This window comes from Saccharibacillus sp. CPCC 101409 (genome assembly GCF_030518235.1).
Lineage (GTDB): Bacteria > Bacillota > Bacilli > Paenibacillales > Paenibacillaceae > Saccharibacillus.
Map to the genome: position 1 here is coordinate 78,517 of NZ_JAULSA010000003.1, position 16,130 is coordinate 94,646.

The window sequence follows — 16,130 nt, forward strand, 5'->3', positions numbered from 1 at the left end:
CCCCGGCACGCCTTCGGAAAAGTTCCTTGTCGAGAACGAAAATTCGGCCAAATCTGCTCCCCTCGGAGTTTCAAGCCATGCCCTAGAATTGCGATTCGCTTCGTTTCCCGATCAGTATATCATTTGACTAAACGGTTAGAAAGGACTATATTTAACTAACCGGTTAGTCAATTAACAAAAGATAGACGCGAAAGGATGATCATCATGTTGAAAAGAATGCTTGGAAACAGCGGCTTGGAGGTATCGGCGCTCGGGTTGGGCTGTATGGGGATGAGCATGGGCTACGGTCCTGCGCCGGATAAACAAGAAATGATTACGCTGATTCGTCAGGCGTTCGAGCGCGGAGTGACCCTGTTCGATACGGCGGAGCTGTACGGGCCTTATACGAACGAAGAGCTGGTCGGCGAAGCGCTGGCCCCGCTCAAAGGCAAAGTCGCGATTGCGACCAAATTCGGCTTGATGTCGGACAATTTGCGCCCGGTGCTCGACAGCAGCCCGGATAAGATCCGGCAGTCGGTAGAAGGTTCGCTCCGGCGGCTCGGGGTCGAGACGATCGATCTGTATTATCAGCACCGCGTCGATCCGAACGTGCCGATCGAAGAAGTGGCCGGCGCGATTCAGGAGCTGATCGCGCAGGGGAAGATCCGGCACTGGGGACTGTCCGAAGCCGATCCGGCCACGATTCGCCGCGCGCACGCCGTGCAGCCTCTCGCTGCCGTGCAGAGCGAATATTCGATGATGTGGCGCAGCCCGGAAGCGGAACTGCTGCCGGCATTGGAAGAACTCGGGATCGGGTTCGTTCCGTTCAGTCCGCTGGGCAAAGGCTTTCTAACGGGGACGATCGATAAGAACACGGTCTTCGACCGTGCCGACAACCGCACGCTCACTTCCCGGTTCAACGCGGAGAATCTGGACCACAACCAGACGCTGATCGAGCTGATTCGCGTTATCGCGGCGGAGAAGCGGGCAACGCCGGCGCAGATCGCGCTGGCCTGGGTGCTGGCGCAGAAACCGTGGATCGTTCCGATTCCGGGCACGAGAAAGCTGGAACGCCTGGAAGAGAATCTCGGAGCCGCCGAAGTGGAACTCACCGCCGCCGATCTGAACAGCCTGGGCGAAGCGCTGTCGAAGATCGAGGTTGCCGGCGAACGCTACCCGTCCCGGGTTTCGGACAAGCTGGGCAATTAAAAAGCAAAAAATCGCATGACGTACCGCAAAAGCTGCCGACACAACGCTGTCAGCAGCTTTTTTGTATGCTTCACAGTATGCGAAATCAAAGGCGCGTTCGGCCTGACGTTCAGCTTGCCTTTGGAAACCGGCGGAGTCGTCGTGGGAAACGAGATCGGGATCGAGCTGGATATCGAGACTGTGCGGACAGACGCTGTTTAATCCGCCTGTATAATTTCTTCCGTTGTGCGTATCCGTCCTATTCTCGGGAAGATGACGTCCCGGACATGTTCGTGTTCGGATTGCGTAAAGCCCGTCATCGCATCGATCGCAAATACAAGATCGTAGCCGTGCTGGAACGCTTCTCGGGCCGTCGTGTCCACGCCGATACCCGAAGCGATGCCGCACAGCACGATCGTCTCGATCTTTCGGCGCCGCAGCTGCAGATCGAGATCGGTTCCATGGAAGGCGCCCCACTGCTTTTTGGAGACGATATGGTCGGTGGGAGCCTGGGCCAGTTCAGGCAAGAATTCGTCCCAGCCTGCCGCCAGATTCAGCGCCGGAGGCGCGGCGTCCAGCTTGGGCCGGGGCATGTCTTGAAGATCTTTGCTCGAAACGTGCACCAGCACGACGAAAGCCCCTTTGTCCCGGAAGCGTCCGGCCAGTCTGGCGGCGTTGGCAGCGACTTGACCGGCCGAGTAAGGCGCATATCCGGTTCCCAGCCATTTTTGCAAATCGATCACGACCAGCGCGGTCTTGTTCCAGTCCAGCAGGCGTTCTTTTTCCGTATCGGTCCGATAATCGTTATCTTGTGTATTCATCTCCAAAGTCCTCCTGTTTCAATATGGCAGTCGCTCGCGTCTATGCCAGTATAGGATCGGCGGTGTAAGATAAACAGAAGGGAAATGAACCTAGGATTGCGGCTACCAGGTTCGGATCAAGCAGGAAACGGAGGCGGCGGCATGAAGGGAAGCCAGGATAAAATGAAAGAGCTGGGCGAGTTCCTTCGAACCAGACGGGCCCGCTTGACGCCGGAGCAGTTGGGATTGCCGTCGACCGGTACAAGAAGAACGCCCGGACTCCGCAGAGCCGAAGTCGCGGTTCTGGCAGGAATCAGCATCGATTGGTATACATGGCTGGAGCAGGGAAGAGATATTCGGGTTTCCGATCAGGTGCTGGAAAGTCTTGCCCGAACTCTGCAATTAAGCGGGAGCGAACGCCGGCATCTGTTTCTGCTCGCCGCCGGCCATTTGCCCCGCGAAGAACGCGAACCGCAAAGCGGGGTCGGCCCGCTGCTGCAGCGGTTTTTGGACGAACAGGGAGCAAGTCCCGCTTTTGTAGTCAACTCCAGATGGGACGTAGTGGGTTGGAACCGGGCGGCGGCGCTTGTGTTCGGGGATTACGAAGCCATGGGAGCGCGCGAGCGGAATTCGGTCTGGCGGCTGTTCACGACTCCTTATGCCAGGCAGCTGCTGGGGGAGCGCTGGGAGGAAAATTCGAAGCATCGGCTGGCTCAATTCCGGGCCAACTATGCGAGAGCGGCGGAGGAGCCGTGGTGGACCGAAATGATCGAAGATTTGAGTCGGACCAGCGAAGAATTTCGGGAATGGTGGCCGCTGCACGAAGTCGTTCACGCGCCGGAAGGAGAGAAGCGGTTGTATCACCCTGCTGCCGGCCGCCTTCGCTTCGGACATCTTTCTTTTCAGGCTATGGACTCCGTCGATCTTCAAGTTACCGTCAACCTGCCGTTGGACGAAGACACCCGAGAGCGGATGAATAAACTTCTCGGCTCGTAGGGTCGCTCGCACGGTTAATAGATGGAGTACATTCGATGCAACCAGACTGCGCCCTTACGAAACGGAGGTCCGACCCATCCCATGCCCAATACCCGCAGCTCGCATTTCTGGTCCGACCACGGCCCCGATCTCCTGATTCCCGTTCCCGCCGAATTCAGTTTTGCCGAAAACTATAACCATCTTGCGACCGCGACCAACGAAACCCTGTATACGCTGCGCGGCGGAAAAATGTATAAAGCGATCGCCGTCGGCCGGCAGGATACGGTGGTCGAAATCGCGCCCTACGACGAACGCCGTCTTATTGTCCGCTTCCTCGAAGAGCCCGACGCCGACTCGCCGACCCTGCGCGCCGGCGTCGCCGAGTACGTACACGACTGGTTCGACCTCGGCACCGACCTGGCGCCTTTTTACCGGATGGCGAAGAACGATCCCCTGCTCAAGCAGGCGGTCGAGTCGTTCTACGGGCTGCGCAACATGGGCATTCCCGATCTGTACGAAGCCGTCTGCTGGGGCATACTCGGGCAGCAGATCAATCTGGGCTTCGCCTATACGTTAAAAAGACGGTTCGTCGAAAGCTTCGGCCGGGCGCTTGTGCGCGAAGGCGAAACGTACTGGCTGTTCCCGACCGCCGAGCGGGTCGCCGGGCTTACGCCCGAGCAGCTGACCGAAGCCGGGATCACGACGGTGAAGAAATGCGAGTACCTGATCGGAACCGCCCGGCTGATTGCCGAAGGCGAGTTGACCAAAGAGCAGCTTCTCCAGGCCGAAAACGTAAAGCAGGCCGAGAAAATGCTCACCCGCGTGCACGGCATCGGGCCGTGGACCGCCCATTACGTGCTGATGCGCTGCCTGCGGCTGCCGGAAGCTTTTCCGATCGACGACGTGGGCCTGCACAATTCGATCAAATACGTGTTGGGTCTTGACGCCAAGCCGACCCGGGCGCATATACTGGAATTGTCCGCCGGGTGGTCGCTCTGGGAGTCGTATGCGACGTTTTATTTGTGGCGGATTTTATATTGAACCGATAAAAACGAACGCATGGAGGCGAAACCGATGACGCTTGTCGGGAAAAAGAAATTTTCGGCGCTTACGAGTCTTGTGTTAACCTTCTCGCTGCTCGGCGCTGCCGCGCCGTCCTCGGCCGAAGAAGGCGATTACCCGCCGTTCGAAACGGAAGTGATCGTCCGCACGGTCAACCAGTTCAAGGACAAAGCCGATGTGAGGGACTTCATGGAACTGGCGGAGCGGCACGGCGTCGACGTCATCAGCATGAACGTGAAGCAGGACGAAGACGACGAGGCGCCTTCGGGGCAGGTCTTTTATCGGAGCAAAATCGCGCCGGTCGCGGAAGGCTACGAAGACTTCGACGCGCTGCGGGAAGTCGTGGCGCAGGCTCATGCCGCCGGGATCAAGGTGAACGCCTGGATTCCGCAGTTTCACGACCAGGAAGCGTTCCTGCAAAACGAGGACTGGCAGATGCAGGCGCTCGAGGACGGCGTCCGCGTTCCGTTTACAGGTTCGAACGGCAGCGAATACTTCGTGAATCCTCTTAACCGCGAGGTGCAGCGGTACGAACGCTCCATCGTCCGGGAAGTGGTCGAAAACTATTCGGTCGACGGGGTGGTGCTGGACTGGATTCGTTTCGACGATTACAACATGGACGTCAGCGACTATACGATCGCCGAATACAAGGCGCAGTTCGGCTATTCGCCGCTCGACATCGATTTTGCCAAAGATTCGGTTCGGCGCAAGCAGTGGAACGAGTGGCGCGCGGATCGGATCGGGCAGTACGTGCGCGACGTGCGGCGCGACCTGGAGGCTTCCTCCAATCCGGACGTGCGGCTTGGCGTATATGTGCTGCCGCCGCAGTTCGCGGAAGTCGGGCAAAACGTCGCCAAGTTCAAATCGTACGTCGATTTCATCGCCCCGATGGCTTATTTCGACGATTGGGGTTACGACGGCGAGTGGGTATACGGCGACCGGTCCGGCATCCTGAAAGACGTGCGGAACCGGCTTGCGGGGACGCAGGCGCGGATCGTGCCGACGCTGGATCAGGACTGGACGGACGAAGACTATCAAGAGATCTACGCCGGCATCCGGCGGAATTATCCGGAGGTCGAACGGCTGTCGTTTTTCGCTTACGGCGCGTGGACGGAAGACGAGCTGGCCGCGATCGACGAACGGACCGGTTGGCCGGCTTCGGGCGAACAGGATTATGACGCGAAGCTGCCGGCGGCATGGAGCGCCAGAAATATCGGTTCGATGCCGGGAACGGCCGCGTACCAATCGTCCAAGAAGCACTTTACGCTCGGCGGCTCCTCCACGGATGTCTGGGGCGAGTCCGATCGATTGAACTTCGTTTACCGGCCGATCGCGGGCAATGCGGAGATGGTCGTGCAGGTCAAATCGCTGAGCCGTTTGGACGATTGGGCCAAAGCCGGGTTGTCGATTCGGGAATCGCTGGCCGCGGATGCCCGGCATGTCGATATGGTGTTGACGCCGGAGAACGGGGCGTCTTTTCAATATCGCACGGAAAAAGGCGGAGAGACCGCCGATCGCACGGCCGGCGCCTCGTCTTCGGCCTGGCTGAAGCTGAGCCGCTCGGGCGATACGTTCGTCGGCTTCGTTTCCGGTGACGGCAGGAGCTGGACGCGGGTCGGAAGTATCCGCGTTCCGATGAACGACCGGGCTTATATCGGGCTTGCGCTCAGCAATCCGGGCGAAGATTCGAAGGGGAAGGCCGTGTTCGGGAGCGCGAAAGCAACGCCGTAAACCGTTTATCGAGAGAGACGGCGGCTCCTGCTATGCTGGAGGCGCAAGGAAACGATAACGAAGGAGGAGTCAGCATGCCGGGCAAGATCCAGAAGATCACACCCAACCTGTGGTTTGATACTCAAGCGGAGGAAGCGGCCGAATTCTACACTTCTTTATTTTCCGATTCCCGGATTGTTCGAACGGCGCGTTACGGCAAGGAAAGCTACGACAAGACGGCCGAAGGCAAAGTCATGACGGTGGAATTCCGGCTTGAAGGCCAGAATTTCGTCGCGCTCAACGGCGGTCCGCATTTCAAGTTTAACGAAGCGATCTCGTTTATCGTAAGCTGCGACGACCAGGACGAAGTGGACCGTTACTGGAACGCTCTTTCCGAAGGCGGAGACGAGAAGGCGCAGCAGTGCGGCTGGCTCAAAGACAGGTTCGGCGTGTCGTGGCAGATTGTGCCGAAGCGTCTGCACGAGCTGCTGGGCAGCGGCGACGCCGACAGCGCCGGACGGGTGACGAAAGCCATGCTCGGCATGAAGAAGCTGGATATTCCCGAACTGGAGCGGGCTTACGAAGGCTGAGCGCCGTTCGGGGCGGCGGGACTTTTGCGAGAATGAAGCTTCTTGTGAAGCCAAACATAGAGAAAAGCCCATCCGACTGCCGGATGGGCTTAGGACTGTCGAGCAAGCCGGACAGGGTTCCAAACGGAAATTAGCGACGCATATGCACTTATTTGGAGCGAAACCCTTCAGTTTCTTCAAATAGCGACGCAGGCGCAACTATTCGGGAGCCAAAGGCCGAATCGAAGCGGAAAAGCCCGGAATAATGGTATGAGCGCAGTTATTTTCTCGAAAACGTAAGATTAAGCCGGAATAAGGGCCTATATGCAGCTATTTTAGATTCGTCCTGCTGCTCACTTTAGTTCTCCAGCTCTTTCCCCGGCCTTTCATTCCAATAGAACCTGCCTATGAGGTTTACATCCAATCGTTTCTCGACAATCTGAAGCCCATCCGATTTCCGGATGGGCTTTCGTGCGTCTGCTGCCGTCTGCTGCGCCGGGCGAAGTCTCCCGACGATCCGATCCGGTTACAGTCCGCCGAACCGGTCGCCCGCCGCCGCGCCTTTGGGCGAGATCCGTTCGATCTCCGCCAGGTCTTCTTCGCTGAGCCGGACCTCCAGCGCGCCGAGATTCTCCCGCACTCGCTCCAGGTGTTTGGTGCCCGGGATCGGCACGATCCGTTCGCCCTGCGAGAGCAGCCAGGCCAGGCCGAGCTGGGCCGGGGTGCAGCCTTTGCTCGCGGCCAGTTCTTCGATCAGGGAAACGAGCTCCAGATTTTTGACAAAGTTGTCGCCCTGGAATCTCGTAAAGTTATGCCGGTAATCGTCCGCCGGAAGATCCTCGAACTTCTTGATCTGGCCGGTCAGGAAGCCGCGTCCGAGCGGACTGTAGGGAACGAGCGCGATGCCCAGTTCTTTGAGTACCGGCAGAATCTCGTCTTCCACTTCCCGGCTCCACAGCGAGTATTCCGTTTCGACCGCGCTCAGCGGGTGGACGGCGTGCGCGCGGCGGATCAGATCGACCGGCGCTTCGGACAATCCGATATACCGAATCTTGCCCTGCTGCACCAGATCCGCGAGGGTTCCGACCGTTTCTTCGATCGGCGTGTTCGGATCGGGACGGTGCTGGTAATACAGGTCGATATAATCGAGCCCCAGGCTGTACAGGCTGGCGTCCACCGATTTCTTGATATAAGCCGGATCGCCCTTGGGACCCTGGGTATGCGTGATGCCGAATTTGGTCGCCACGATCGCTTCGTCCCGCCGCGACCGGAGCGCGCGTCCGACCAGCTTCTCGTTGCTGCCGAATCTTCCAAGCTCAAATTCCCCGTACAGGTCCGCCGTATCGAACATGGTGACGCCCAGGTCCAGGGCTCCCCGGATCGTGCGCACCGATTCTTCGTTGTCCGGCATCATCATCGTGCCCAGACCGAGCGCTGATACTTCAAGACCCTGATCGCCCAATTTTCGCTGCTGAATCATAAAGATGAACCTCCGTTTCTGCGGTTGAATGGATAGAAAGAAGCACAAACTTATCTTAATCCAAGCCGGATCGTGCAGCCACGCAGTGTTTATACCAGTAAAACTTTTACCAGGCACACGTTTCGATCGAATTGGATTCATAAAAAAACTATTGACTGTTCAAGCGAACAGTTTTATATTAAACACAATAAAACTGACTGTTCAAACAAACAGTATAGAGGTGGATATATCATGAACCAGACCCAAAAAGGAAACCAGGAAGAACGGAGAAACGCGATTATCCAGGCGGCGTTTACCCTGTTCGGCCAAGGGGGCTATACCCGGGCGACCATGAAAGACATCGCGGCTAAAGCCGGCGTGGCGCAGGGGCTGATCGGCTACCATTTCGGCACCAAAGAAGCGCTGCTGGTCGAAGTGGTCCGGGAGTGGATGATTAACCGGGGCATGAAAGCCGCTTTCGCCCAACTGGAACCGCACACCTCCCCGGCCGAACTTCTTCAGCAGGCGCTGCTGCACGTCGTCCAATTTCGCAAAGAAAATCCCGAATGGTTCACACTGCTGATCAGCTTATGGACCGAGAGCGTCAACAACGAGAAGCTGGCCCGCGAGCTGTCGGATCTGTATAAAGAAATGAAGTCGGGCATGATACGGATTCTCGACCGGTTGGAGCTGCCGCTGAACGCGGAAGAGAAAGAAACGCTGGCTTCGCTGGTCCAGGCCGTGTTCGACGGATTGACGCTCCAGGCGCCCGCCCTGCTGTCGGCGGAGCCGATCTCGCACGAGCGGCTGGCGCGGGGAATCGGCTGGATTCTGGGCGGAATCCGGTCGGAAGCCGAAGAAAAAGGAGGGAAAACGCATGAATAAACGGCTGATTCGAATCGAAGGGCTGGTTATGCTGGCGCTGGGCGCTTATCTTTATTTTGCCAACGGGTACGGCTGGCTTCCTTTTCTGCTGCTGCTGTTTGCGCCGGATCTGTCCATGCTCGGGTACGCGGTAAATACCCGGGTCGGCGCTTATGCGTACAATGCCGCCCATACGTTCGTCGTTCCTCTGCTGCTGACCCTGGCGGGGCTTGCGTTCTCGGCGGATCTCCCGCTCATGATCGGCTTGATCTGGACGGCGCATATCGGTCTGGACCGGATGATGGGCTACGGTTTGAGGTATGCGACGGGGTTTCAGGATACGCATATTCAGAGGCTTTGAACGAAGCGGCAGGCCGCCCGAACAAAACCGCAAATTGACTTTTGGAATCCCTCCATGATACATTGTGAATGCACAACATACACAATTTCAGGGAGGGATCTTATGTTGGCTTTGGAGGTTCGTCATTTACATAAAAAATACGCGGATTTTCAGCTCAAAGACGTATCGTTTCAATTGGAAAAAGGATATATCATGGGGTTCATCGGGGCCAACGGGGCGGGGAAAACGACCACGATCAAATCGATCCTGAACATGATCCGGGTCGACAGCGGCGAGATCCGTGTGCTTGGCAAAAATATCGCCGAACACGAGATGGAATTGAAGCAGGATATCGGGTGCGCTTTCGGCGATATCGACTTCTATACGCGCAGCAAGATCAAGACGCTGACCGCCATTACCAAGAAGTTTTACAAGAACTGGAGCGACGACGTCTACTACAGCTATCTGCGCCGGTTCAAATTGGACGAAAATAAAAAAATCGCCGAATTGTCCAGGGGCATGAAAGTCAAATACAGTCTGGCCCTCGCGTTATCCCACGGCGCCAAGCTGCTGATTCTGGACGAACCGACAAGCGGACTCGATCCCGTGTCGCGGGACGATCTGCTGGGTGTTTTTCAGCAGCTTATTATGGACGGCGAGATCAGCATCCTGTTCTCCACGCATATTACCTCCGATCTGGAGAAATGCGCGGACTTTATTACGTTTATCCAGGACGGACGGATCGTCGCCAGCGCCGAGAAGAACGATCTGCTGGAGTCCTACCGTCTGCTCAGCGGGAGCGAGAAGCAGCTGCACGAGGTGAAAGAGCGCCTGATTTCGTATAAAATCAACTCTTTCGGCTTTACCGGATTGATCCATACAAGTGACTTCGATCATTCCTCCGATATACACGCGGCCGCGCCGAGTCTTGAAGAGATCATGATTTATTTTGCGAAAAAGGAGGATGTGTATGTATAATTTGGTGATGAAAGATTTGAAGCTGGGCATAAGTCCCTGGTTCTTGGCCCTACCTTTATTTACAGGCGCCCTGATGCTGATTCCCGGATGGGTCTACTTTCTCGTGCCGATGTATTTCTGCTTTATCACGGTACCGAATATGTTTGGCGGATTCAAAAGTCAGCACGATCTGCTGTTCAGTACGATGATGCCCGTGACCAAAAAAGACATCGTCAAAGCCCGTTTCGCCGTGATCGTCGTGCTGGAGCTTCTGCATCTTCTGATTGCCATGATCTTCGGCGCTTTTACGCTCCGGTTGTATCCGAACCTGACTTATATCTTTTTCGCGCCTCACCCCGGGTTCTGGGGATTATGCTTCGTCATGCTCGCGATCTTCAACTTGATTCTTCTGCCCATGTATTACAAAACGGCTTATAAATACGGCGCGGCCACGACGGTTTCCAGCACGGCCGCGATCCTGTTTGCCTTAGCCGTCCAGTGGGCCGGAATCCGGATCGCCGCTCTGAACGATATTTTCTACGGCCCGGGAACGGAGAATACGGGACTCCAGCTGTCCATTCTGCTTGCGGGCGTGCTCGTTTTTACTGCTTTTACTCTGATCGCCTATCGAGTTTCAGCCAGACGATTCCTGAAAGTGGAGATCATATGAACGTAACGATTTCGAACGCGTCCGAGAAACCGATTTACCAGCAGATCCACGAACAAATCAGCGCCCAAATCCTGAAAGGCGAGCTGGAAAGCGGGTACTGTTTGCCCCCGATCCGCCAGGCTGCCCTGGAGCTTCGGGTCAGCGTGATCACGGTCAAGAAAGCCTGGGAAGAACTCGAACGCAGCGGCTTGATCCATACGACGACGGGCAAAGGCTGTTTCGTCGCCGACTTCACGCCGGACGAGATGCTGCGCATACGCAGCGAAACGATCCTGAAGCAGCTGGAGAGCGATGCGCAGTATTACAAGTCGTTCGGCGTCACGCTGGAAGAAGCGATCGAGCTGCTGAAAAAGGTGTATTGAAAAAGCGGCGGCTTGATCTCGAAGCAGAAATCACCACGGCATAACGCCGCTGCGGTCCGTAAAGGTTCCGGTCGGGCCGTCTTTGCCGATCGTCGCCATTTTGACAATCGCGTCCGTGCCTTCGGTAACGGTCTGGTGTCCCTGTCCGGTCAGATCGGTCTTGGTCGCCCCCGGATCGACGGCGTTGACGCGGATATCGGGCAGTCCTTTGGCGTATTGGATCGTGAGCATCGTAACGGCCGACTTGGACGACGTATAGCTGAGCGCATTGATCTGCGATTCCAGTCTGTCCGGATTCGTCACTGTGCCGAACGAGCCGAGTCCGCTGCTCACGTTCACGATCACCGGAGCCTCCGAGCGGCGCAGCAGAGGCAGAAAAGCGTGCGTGACGCTCACCAAACCGAAAACGTTCGTCTCATAAGTCTGACGGATATCCGCGGCCGTGATATCCTCGGGCTTTTTGTATGCGCCCGTAATGCCCGCGTTATTCACCAGCACGTCGAGGCGGCCTTCCGTGCGCAGAATCTCCGCCGCGGCGGCGTCGATCGAATCGGTATCCGTCACATCGAGCCGTACAAACCGGGCGCCGAGCTCTTCCGCGGCTTTTGAGCCCCGCTCCGCGTCGCGCGCTCCGATGTAAACCGTGTGCCCCAGTTCGATCAGGCGTCGCGCCGATTCAAAGCCCAGTCCTTTATTGCCTCCGGTAATCAAAGTAATCGTCATTTTGCAGATCTCCTTTTCGGATTGAATGTAAGAACGCACTTACATGATAACAAAGAGAATGTAAGTTGTCTATTACATTAGGCTGGGGAGTTGCGTTATATTGCGTTATAATGAATAGACGGACAGTAGGCAAGGAGCGGAAAGGAAGTGAACGAATGTCTGAACGCGAACGGAGTTACCACCACGGCGATCTGAGAGAAACGCTGATCCGGACTTCGCTGGAGCTGATTTCGGAAGTGGGGGTCCACGGATTCTCCGTCGCCAAAGTAGCGAAACGCGCCGGGGTATCCTCGGGAGCCCCCTACCGTCATTTTCCGGATCGGGAGAGTCTGCTCATGGAAGCGGGCGTCGTATTCCTGAACGGACAAATTGCGGAAATGCGATCTTCGGCCGAAGCCGCCGGCAGCGATCCGGTGGATCGCCTGGCTTCGACGGCGGGCGCTTACGTGCGCTACGCAGTCGACCATTTTATCGGCGTGGAATTGTTCGGCGCGCTCAGAGGAGCGGAATTCGTTCCTTTCAACGAGCGCAAGCGCGAAATGATCGGATTCCTGTTCTCGCTGACGCAGGATGCGGCGCCGCGGGCGACGTGGAGCCAGATCCCCGAGCTGATGGACGTTCTGCTGGCCGTCAGCCAGGGCTTCTCCGATATGTATCACCAGGGCATGTTCGCGCAGACGAAGCTTGGCCGGGACGAGGCCGCCGGACGGGCGACCGCCGCCGTGCGATACGTGATCCAAGGCTGGGAACTGCGCGAAGAATAAAAAAACGGAATAAACACCAAAAACCCCAGCGTCTCCGCTGGGGTTGATTATGCGCAAAAAAATATTGCCCGGGCACGTCTCTCTGTGCTACGATGAGAGAACCTCCTGTGCATTTAAAAGAAAATATAATTATCACATCTTATTTACACTTTAATCATACCATGCGTTCGGGCGGGCTGTCAAACGGTTTTTCTCCAAAATCGAATAAAGGGAGTGGATGGGGAAATGATCGGAAACGAAGACTGGCAACGGGAGCAGCAGCGGCTGGACGAGGTATCCGACAAGCTGCGCGCAAGAATTGCGGAGATCGAACCGGAAGTGGAAGGGCTGCAGGAACAGGCCGTGGATATCCGCCGGAAATTCTGGGAGGAAGTCAGCGTCAATACGGCTACCGGGGAAGACTTCGAGGAGACCGTGTACAGCATCGAGCAGCAGGAAGCGCTGCTGTCGGAACGCGAGCGCAGTTACCGGAATAAAGTCCGGCAGCACAAGAAACTGCAAAAGCTGCTGGAGTCTCCTTATTTCGGGCGGATCGACTTTCGCGAAGACGGGACGGGCTTTACGGAAGATGTCTATATCGGCGTGTCTTCGTTCGCGGCTTCGGACGGCCTTGAATTTCTCGTCTACGACTGGCGCACGCCGATCGCGAGCCTGTATTACGACCATTCGCCGGGCCGGGCGGAGTACGAGACGCCGGGCGGGCCGATTGCGGGCGTCATGGAGTTGAAGCGGCAGTACCGGATTCAGGGCGGAAAGCTGCAAAGCGTCTTCGATACCGGCGAAACGATCGGGGACCGGCTGCTGCAGGACGTGCTCGGGGGAGCGGCGGACAACCGGATGAAAAGTATCGTCGCCACGATCCAGAAAGAGCAGAACGCGATCATTCGCGACGAATCGAGCGCCATGCTGATCGTGCAGGGCGCGGCCGGCGGCGGCAAGACATCGGCTGCGCTCCAGCGCGTCGCCTATCTGCTGTACAGCCAGCGCGACCGGCTCAAAGCGGATCAGATCGTGCTTTTTTCGCCCAATCCCATGTTCAACGGCTATGTCTCGACCGTTCTGCCCGAACTCGGCGAAGAAAATATGCGGCAGACCACGTTCCAGGAATATCTCGACAGCCGGCTCGGCCGGACATTCAAGCTGGAAGACCCGTTCGACCAGATGGAATACGTGCTGTCGGGAGCGGAAGATTCGGAATACGAAGCGCGGCTGAGCGGCATCCGTTACAAAGCGTCGACCGCTTTTCTGGACGAACTGCACCGGTACGCGCAGAGCCTGGAACAAAGCGGCATGAGGTTCAAACCTCTGGTATTTCGCGGCCGCGAGCTGATGACCGCCGAGAAGATGAAGGCCGAGTTCTACGGTTATGACGACTCGATGCGCCTGACCACCCGCGTCGTCAAACTCCAGGAGCGGCTGCTGGAGGAACTCAAGACGCTGGAGCGCCGCGAATACGAAGCGGACTGGGTGCAGGAAGAGCTGAATTATATCGACAGCGATCTGTACGAAGAAGCCTATCGCGACCAGCACCGGGAGCAGAACGTGTTCGACTTCGTGGAGCAGTATGCGGCCGCCCGGGCGCGAATCGAAGGCAAGCGCAGACCGGACGAAGGCGATTTCGATTTCTCCGAACGAGTGGAGCGTCAGCTGCGCCGAAGTCTGGTCGGCGAAGCGTTCAAGCCGCTGAAGCGCGGCGTGAACGCTATGGCGTTTATCGATATGCCGGCGATTTATAGACAGCTGTTCGAACCGGAAGACGACTCGTCCGCCAACCGGTGTTCTCCCGCGGCCCTTGATCCCGATCTCGGCGTCCATTGGAGCGCGATCTGCCGGCAGACCCGGGAGAAGCTGGCGTGCGGCGAGCTGTTGAATGAAGACGCGACGCCGTATCTGTACTTAAAAGAATTGATCGAAGGCATGCGCGGCAGCGCGGAGATCCGGCACGTATTCATCGACGAGGGGCAGGACTATTCGGCGTTTCAATACGCATTCTTCAAAAAGATGTTCCCGCGCGCCCGAATGACCGTGCTCGGCGATTTCAGCCAGGCGATCTTCGCCCAGTCGACGGAATTGTCCGGCAGCGGCTCTCCGCTGATCTCGCTGTACGGGGCCGGAGACACCCGGCTGTTCCGCCTGACGCGCAGCTACCGCTCGACGCGGGAGATCGTGGAATTCACCCGGGCGCTGCTGCCGGAAACGATGGGGATCGAGCCGTTCGACCGCAGCGGCGGCAGGCCGCTGCTCGTGCGCGCCGATACGCCGGAAGATCGAACGAAAGCGCTGGCCGCCCATCTTGCGCGGCTGCGCGAAGAAGGCTTCGACTCCATCGGTATCGTGACCAAAACGGCGGCCGAAGCCCGCGAAGCGTATGAAGCGCTGACCGCCGCAGGCTGCGCCGGACTGAAAGAAGTCACCAAGACCACGCCCGAGTTCGAACAGGGAACCCTGATCCTGCCCGTCTATCTGGCCAAAGGCGTCGAGTTCGACGCCGTGCTGATCTACGACGCTTCCGCCCGCAGCTACAGCAAAGCCGGAGAGCGCAAACTGTTCTACACCGCCTGCACGCGGGCCATGCACCGCCTCGCCCTGTTCGCCGCGGAAGAGTGGAGCCCGTTTATCGAGAGCGTGGACGAATCGTTGTATGAAACGAAGACGTCCGTCTATCCGCTTTGAGGCTTTTGCGCCCCGATGCCAAGCTCGTCCAAGCGAGTCTTGAATCGCTTCACAGGCATCAAAAAGAGGACTCCCGCATATCGCGGAAGTCCTCTTAATGCGTCGAGAGAGACTTATGGGGTTCCAAACGAAAAATAGCGACGCAGGTACACTTATTTGAGGATAAACGCTTCGGTCTCTTCAAATAGCGACGCAGGTGCAATTATTCGGGAGTCAAAGGCCGAATCGAAGCGAAAAAGCTCGAAATAAGGGTATGAGCGTCGTTATTTTCTCGAAAACGTAAGATTAAGCCTGAATAAAGGCATATACGCAGCTATTTATATTTACATTCAATCGTTTCTCGACAATCTGAGGACTCCCGTATATCGCGGGAGTCCTCTTCTTGCATGAATGCCCAGGTTCAAAGCTGCGTCCTGAGATTGCCGCTCGCGCGGCTCGTCAAGATCGAACTGGCGATAATATTAAAATGATGTTCGGCGCGCGGGGCGGATGCGGGCTGATCGCTCAGCCAGGCGAGCGCGGCGATGAGCGAGAACAGATCGTCGCCGTCGATATCGGCGTGCGCCAACCCTTCGGCTTGAGCGCGAACGAGCAGCCGGGCCCCTGCCGCCCGCAGCGCCGCGCACGAAGCGTGAAGCGCGGATTCCGTATCTTCCATGGCCGCGACCATGACCGTCACGATCCCCTGGTAGACGCCCGTGCCCGTCACCACTTCGCGCAGCCAGGACAGCAGCGCGGCGTCGGAGGAACTCGCGGTTTCAAGCTCCTGCGCTTTTGTCGTCAGTTCGTCGAAGCCCGAGCGCAGCAGCGCATCGAGCAGCGCTTCTCGGGTAGGAAAATGGCGATACAGCGTCCCGAGCCCGATATCCGCCCTGCGGGCGATATCGCGCAGCGATGCGTCGGCGCCCTGCTCGGTAACGACGATATGCGCGACTTGTAAGATATGATCGTAATTTTTTTTCGCGTCGGAGCGCATAAGGTTCCTCCTTGACAAGTGGAGCACTGCTCCGTATAATTTTTTAAGCGGAGCACTGC

At 57.3% G+C, this 16,130-nt stretch carries 16 protein-coding genes; 12 read left to right on the forward strand and 4 right to left on the reverse strand.

The features are described 5' to 3' along the window. Nucleotides 1-204 precede the first annotated feature (204 nt). Nucleotides 205-1,188, forward strand: coding sequence for an aldo/keto reductase (locus QWJ34_RS08255; RefSeq protein ID WP_302726849.1), 984 nt, complete (start codon nucleotides 205-207; stop codon nucleotides 1,186-1,188). 197 nt (nucleotides 1,189-1,385) lie between these two features. Here QWJ34_RS08255 and QWJ34_RS08260 read toward each other — a convergent pair whose 3' ends face one another. After that, complete coding sequence (locus QWJ34_RS08260; RefSeq protein ID WP_302726850.1) at nucleotides 1,386-1,988, reverse strand: isochorismatase family protein; 603 nt, start codon at nucleotides 1,986-1,988, stop codon at nucleotides 1,386-1,388. 141 nt (nucleotides 1,989-2,129) lie between these two features. Between QWJ34_RS08260 and QWJ34_RS08265 the strand changes: the two genes are divergently transcribed. The 4 genes from QWJ34_RS08265 (at nucleotide 2,130) to QWJ34_RS08280 (ending at nucleotide 6,304) form a co-directional block, all read left to right on the forward strand. Next, nucleotides 2,130-2,963 carry a helix-turn-helix transcriptional regulator gene (locus QWJ34_RS08265; RefSeq protein WP_302726852.1) on the forward strand — a complete coding sequence of 278 codons (834 nt, stop codon included), beginning with the start codon at nucleotides 2,130-2,132 and terminating at the stop codon, nucleotides 2,961-2,963. Nucleotides 2,964-3,044: 81 nt separating this feature from the next. Then, complete coding sequence (locus QWJ34_RS08270) at nucleotides 3,045-3,983, forward strand: DNA-3-methyladenine glycosylase family protein (protein ID WP_302726854.1); 939 nt, start codon at nucleotides 3,045-3,047, stop codon at nucleotides 3,981-3,983. Nucleotides 3,984-4,016: 33 nt separating this feature from the next. Further along, nucleotides 4,017-5,735, forward strand: coding sequence for a putative glycoside hydrolase (locus QWJ34_RS08275; protein ID WP_302726856.1), 1,719 nt, complete (start codon nucleotides 4,017-4,019; stop codon nucleotides 5,733-5,735). 74 nt (nucleotides 5,736-5,809) lie between these two features. Then, nucleotides 5,810-6,304, forward strand: a complete 495-nt coding sequence (locus tag QWJ34_RS08280; RefSeq protein WP_302726858.1) for a VOC family protein — start codon at nucleotides 5,810-5,812, stop codon at nucleotides 6,302-6,304. A gap of 505 nt (nucleotides 6,305-6,809) precedes the next feature. Here the strand turns inward: QWJ34_RS08280 and QWJ34_RS08285 are convergent. Beyond that, nucleotides 6,810-7,760, reverse strand: coding sequence for an aldo/keto reductase (locus QWJ34_RS08285; RefSeq protein ID WP_302727499.1), 951 nt, complete (start codon nucleotides 7,758-7,760; stop codon nucleotides 6,810-6,812). A 234-nt stretch (nucleotides 7,761-7,994) separates the two neighbouring features. On the opposite strand from QWJ34_RS08285, the gene QWJ34_RS08290 reads away from it, so the two are divergent. From QWJ34_RS08290 to QWJ34_RS08310, 5 genes are all read left to right on the forward strand, one after another. Further along, nucleotides 7,995-8,627 carry a TetR/AcrR family transcriptional regulator gene (locus QWJ34_RS08290; RefSeq protein ID WP_302726859.1) on the forward strand — a complete coding sequence of 211 codons (633 nt, stop codon included), beginning with the start codon at nucleotides 7,995-7,997 and terminating at the stop codon, nucleotides 8,625-8,627. Further along, on the forward strand, nucleotides 8,620-8,967 hold the full coding sequence (locus QWJ34_RS08295) for a DUF4260 domain-containing protein (protein ID WP_302726861.1): 348 nt from the start codon (nucleotides 8,620-8,622) through the stop codon (nucleotides 8,965-8,967). The genes QWJ34_RS08290 and QWJ34_RS08295 overlap by 8 nt, the downstream gene beginning before the upstream one ends. 102 nt (nucleotides 8,968-9,069) lie before the next feature. Continuing rightward, on the forward strand, nucleotides 9,070-9,924 hold the full coding sequence (locus tag QWJ34_RS08300) for an ABC transporter ATP-binding protein (RefSeq protein WP_302726863.1): 855 nt from the start codon (nucleotides 9,070-9,072) through the stop codon (nucleotides 9,922-9,924). Then, on the forward strand, nucleotides 9,917-10,573 hold the full coding sequence (locus QWJ34_RS08305; protein ID WP_302726865.1) for an ABC-2 transporter permease: 657 nt from the start codon (nucleotides 9,917-9,919) through the stop codon (nucleotides 10,571-10,573). Before QWJ34_RS08300 ends, QWJ34_RS08305 begins: the two co-directional genes overlap by 8 nt. Continuing rightward, nucleotides 10,570-10,935, forward strand: coding sequence for a GntR family transcriptional regulator (locus tag QWJ34_RS08310; protein ID WP_302726867.1), 366 nt, complete (start codon nucleotides 10,570-10,572; stop codon nucleotides 10,933-10,935). The genes QWJ34_RS08305 and QWJ34_RS08310 overlap by 4 nt, the downstream gene beginning before the upstream one ends. 30 nt (nucleotides 10,936-10,965) lie before the next feature. Here QWJ34_RS08310 and QWJ34_RS08315 read toward each other — a convergent pair whose 3' ends face one another. Further along, complete coding sequence (locus QWJ34_RS08315) at nucleotides 10,966-11,658, reverse strand: SDR family NAD(P)-dependent oxidoreductase (protein WP_302726869.1); 693 nt, start codon at nucleotides 11,656-11,658, stop codon at nucleotides 10,966-10,968. A 155-nt stretch (nucleotides 11,659-11,813) separates the two neighbouring features. Here QWJ34_RS08315 and QWJ34_RS08320 point away from each other — a divergent pair, with 155 nt between their 5' ends. Together QWJ34_RS08320 and helD are read left to right on the forward strand one after the other, a co-directional pair. Further along, entirely contained in the window at nucleotides 11,814-12,422 is a 609-nt protein-coding gene (locus QWJ34_RS08320) for a TetR/AcrR family transcriptional regulator (protein WP_302726871.1), read from the forward strand. Between the two features lie 225 nt (nucleotides 12,423-12,647). Beyond that, nucleotides 12,648-15,095, forward strand: coding sequence for an RNA polymerase recycling motor HelD (gene helD, locus QWJ34_RS08325; protein ID WP_302726872.1), 2,448 nt, complete (start codon nucleotides 12,648-12,650; stop codon nucleotides 15,093-15,095). 400 nt (nucleotides 15,096-15,495) lie between these two features. On the opposite strand, the gene QWJ34_RS08330 is transcribed toward helD, so the two are convergent. After that, nucleotides 15,496-16,071 carry a TetR/AcrR family transcriptional regulator gene (locus QWJ34_RS08330; protein ID WP_302726873.1) on the reverse strand — a complete coding sequence of 192 codons (576 nt, stop codon included), beginning with the start codon at nucleotides 16,069-16,071 and terminating at the stop codon, nucleotides 15,496-15,498. Between the last annotated feature and the right edge of the window lie 59 nt (nucleotides 16,072-16,130).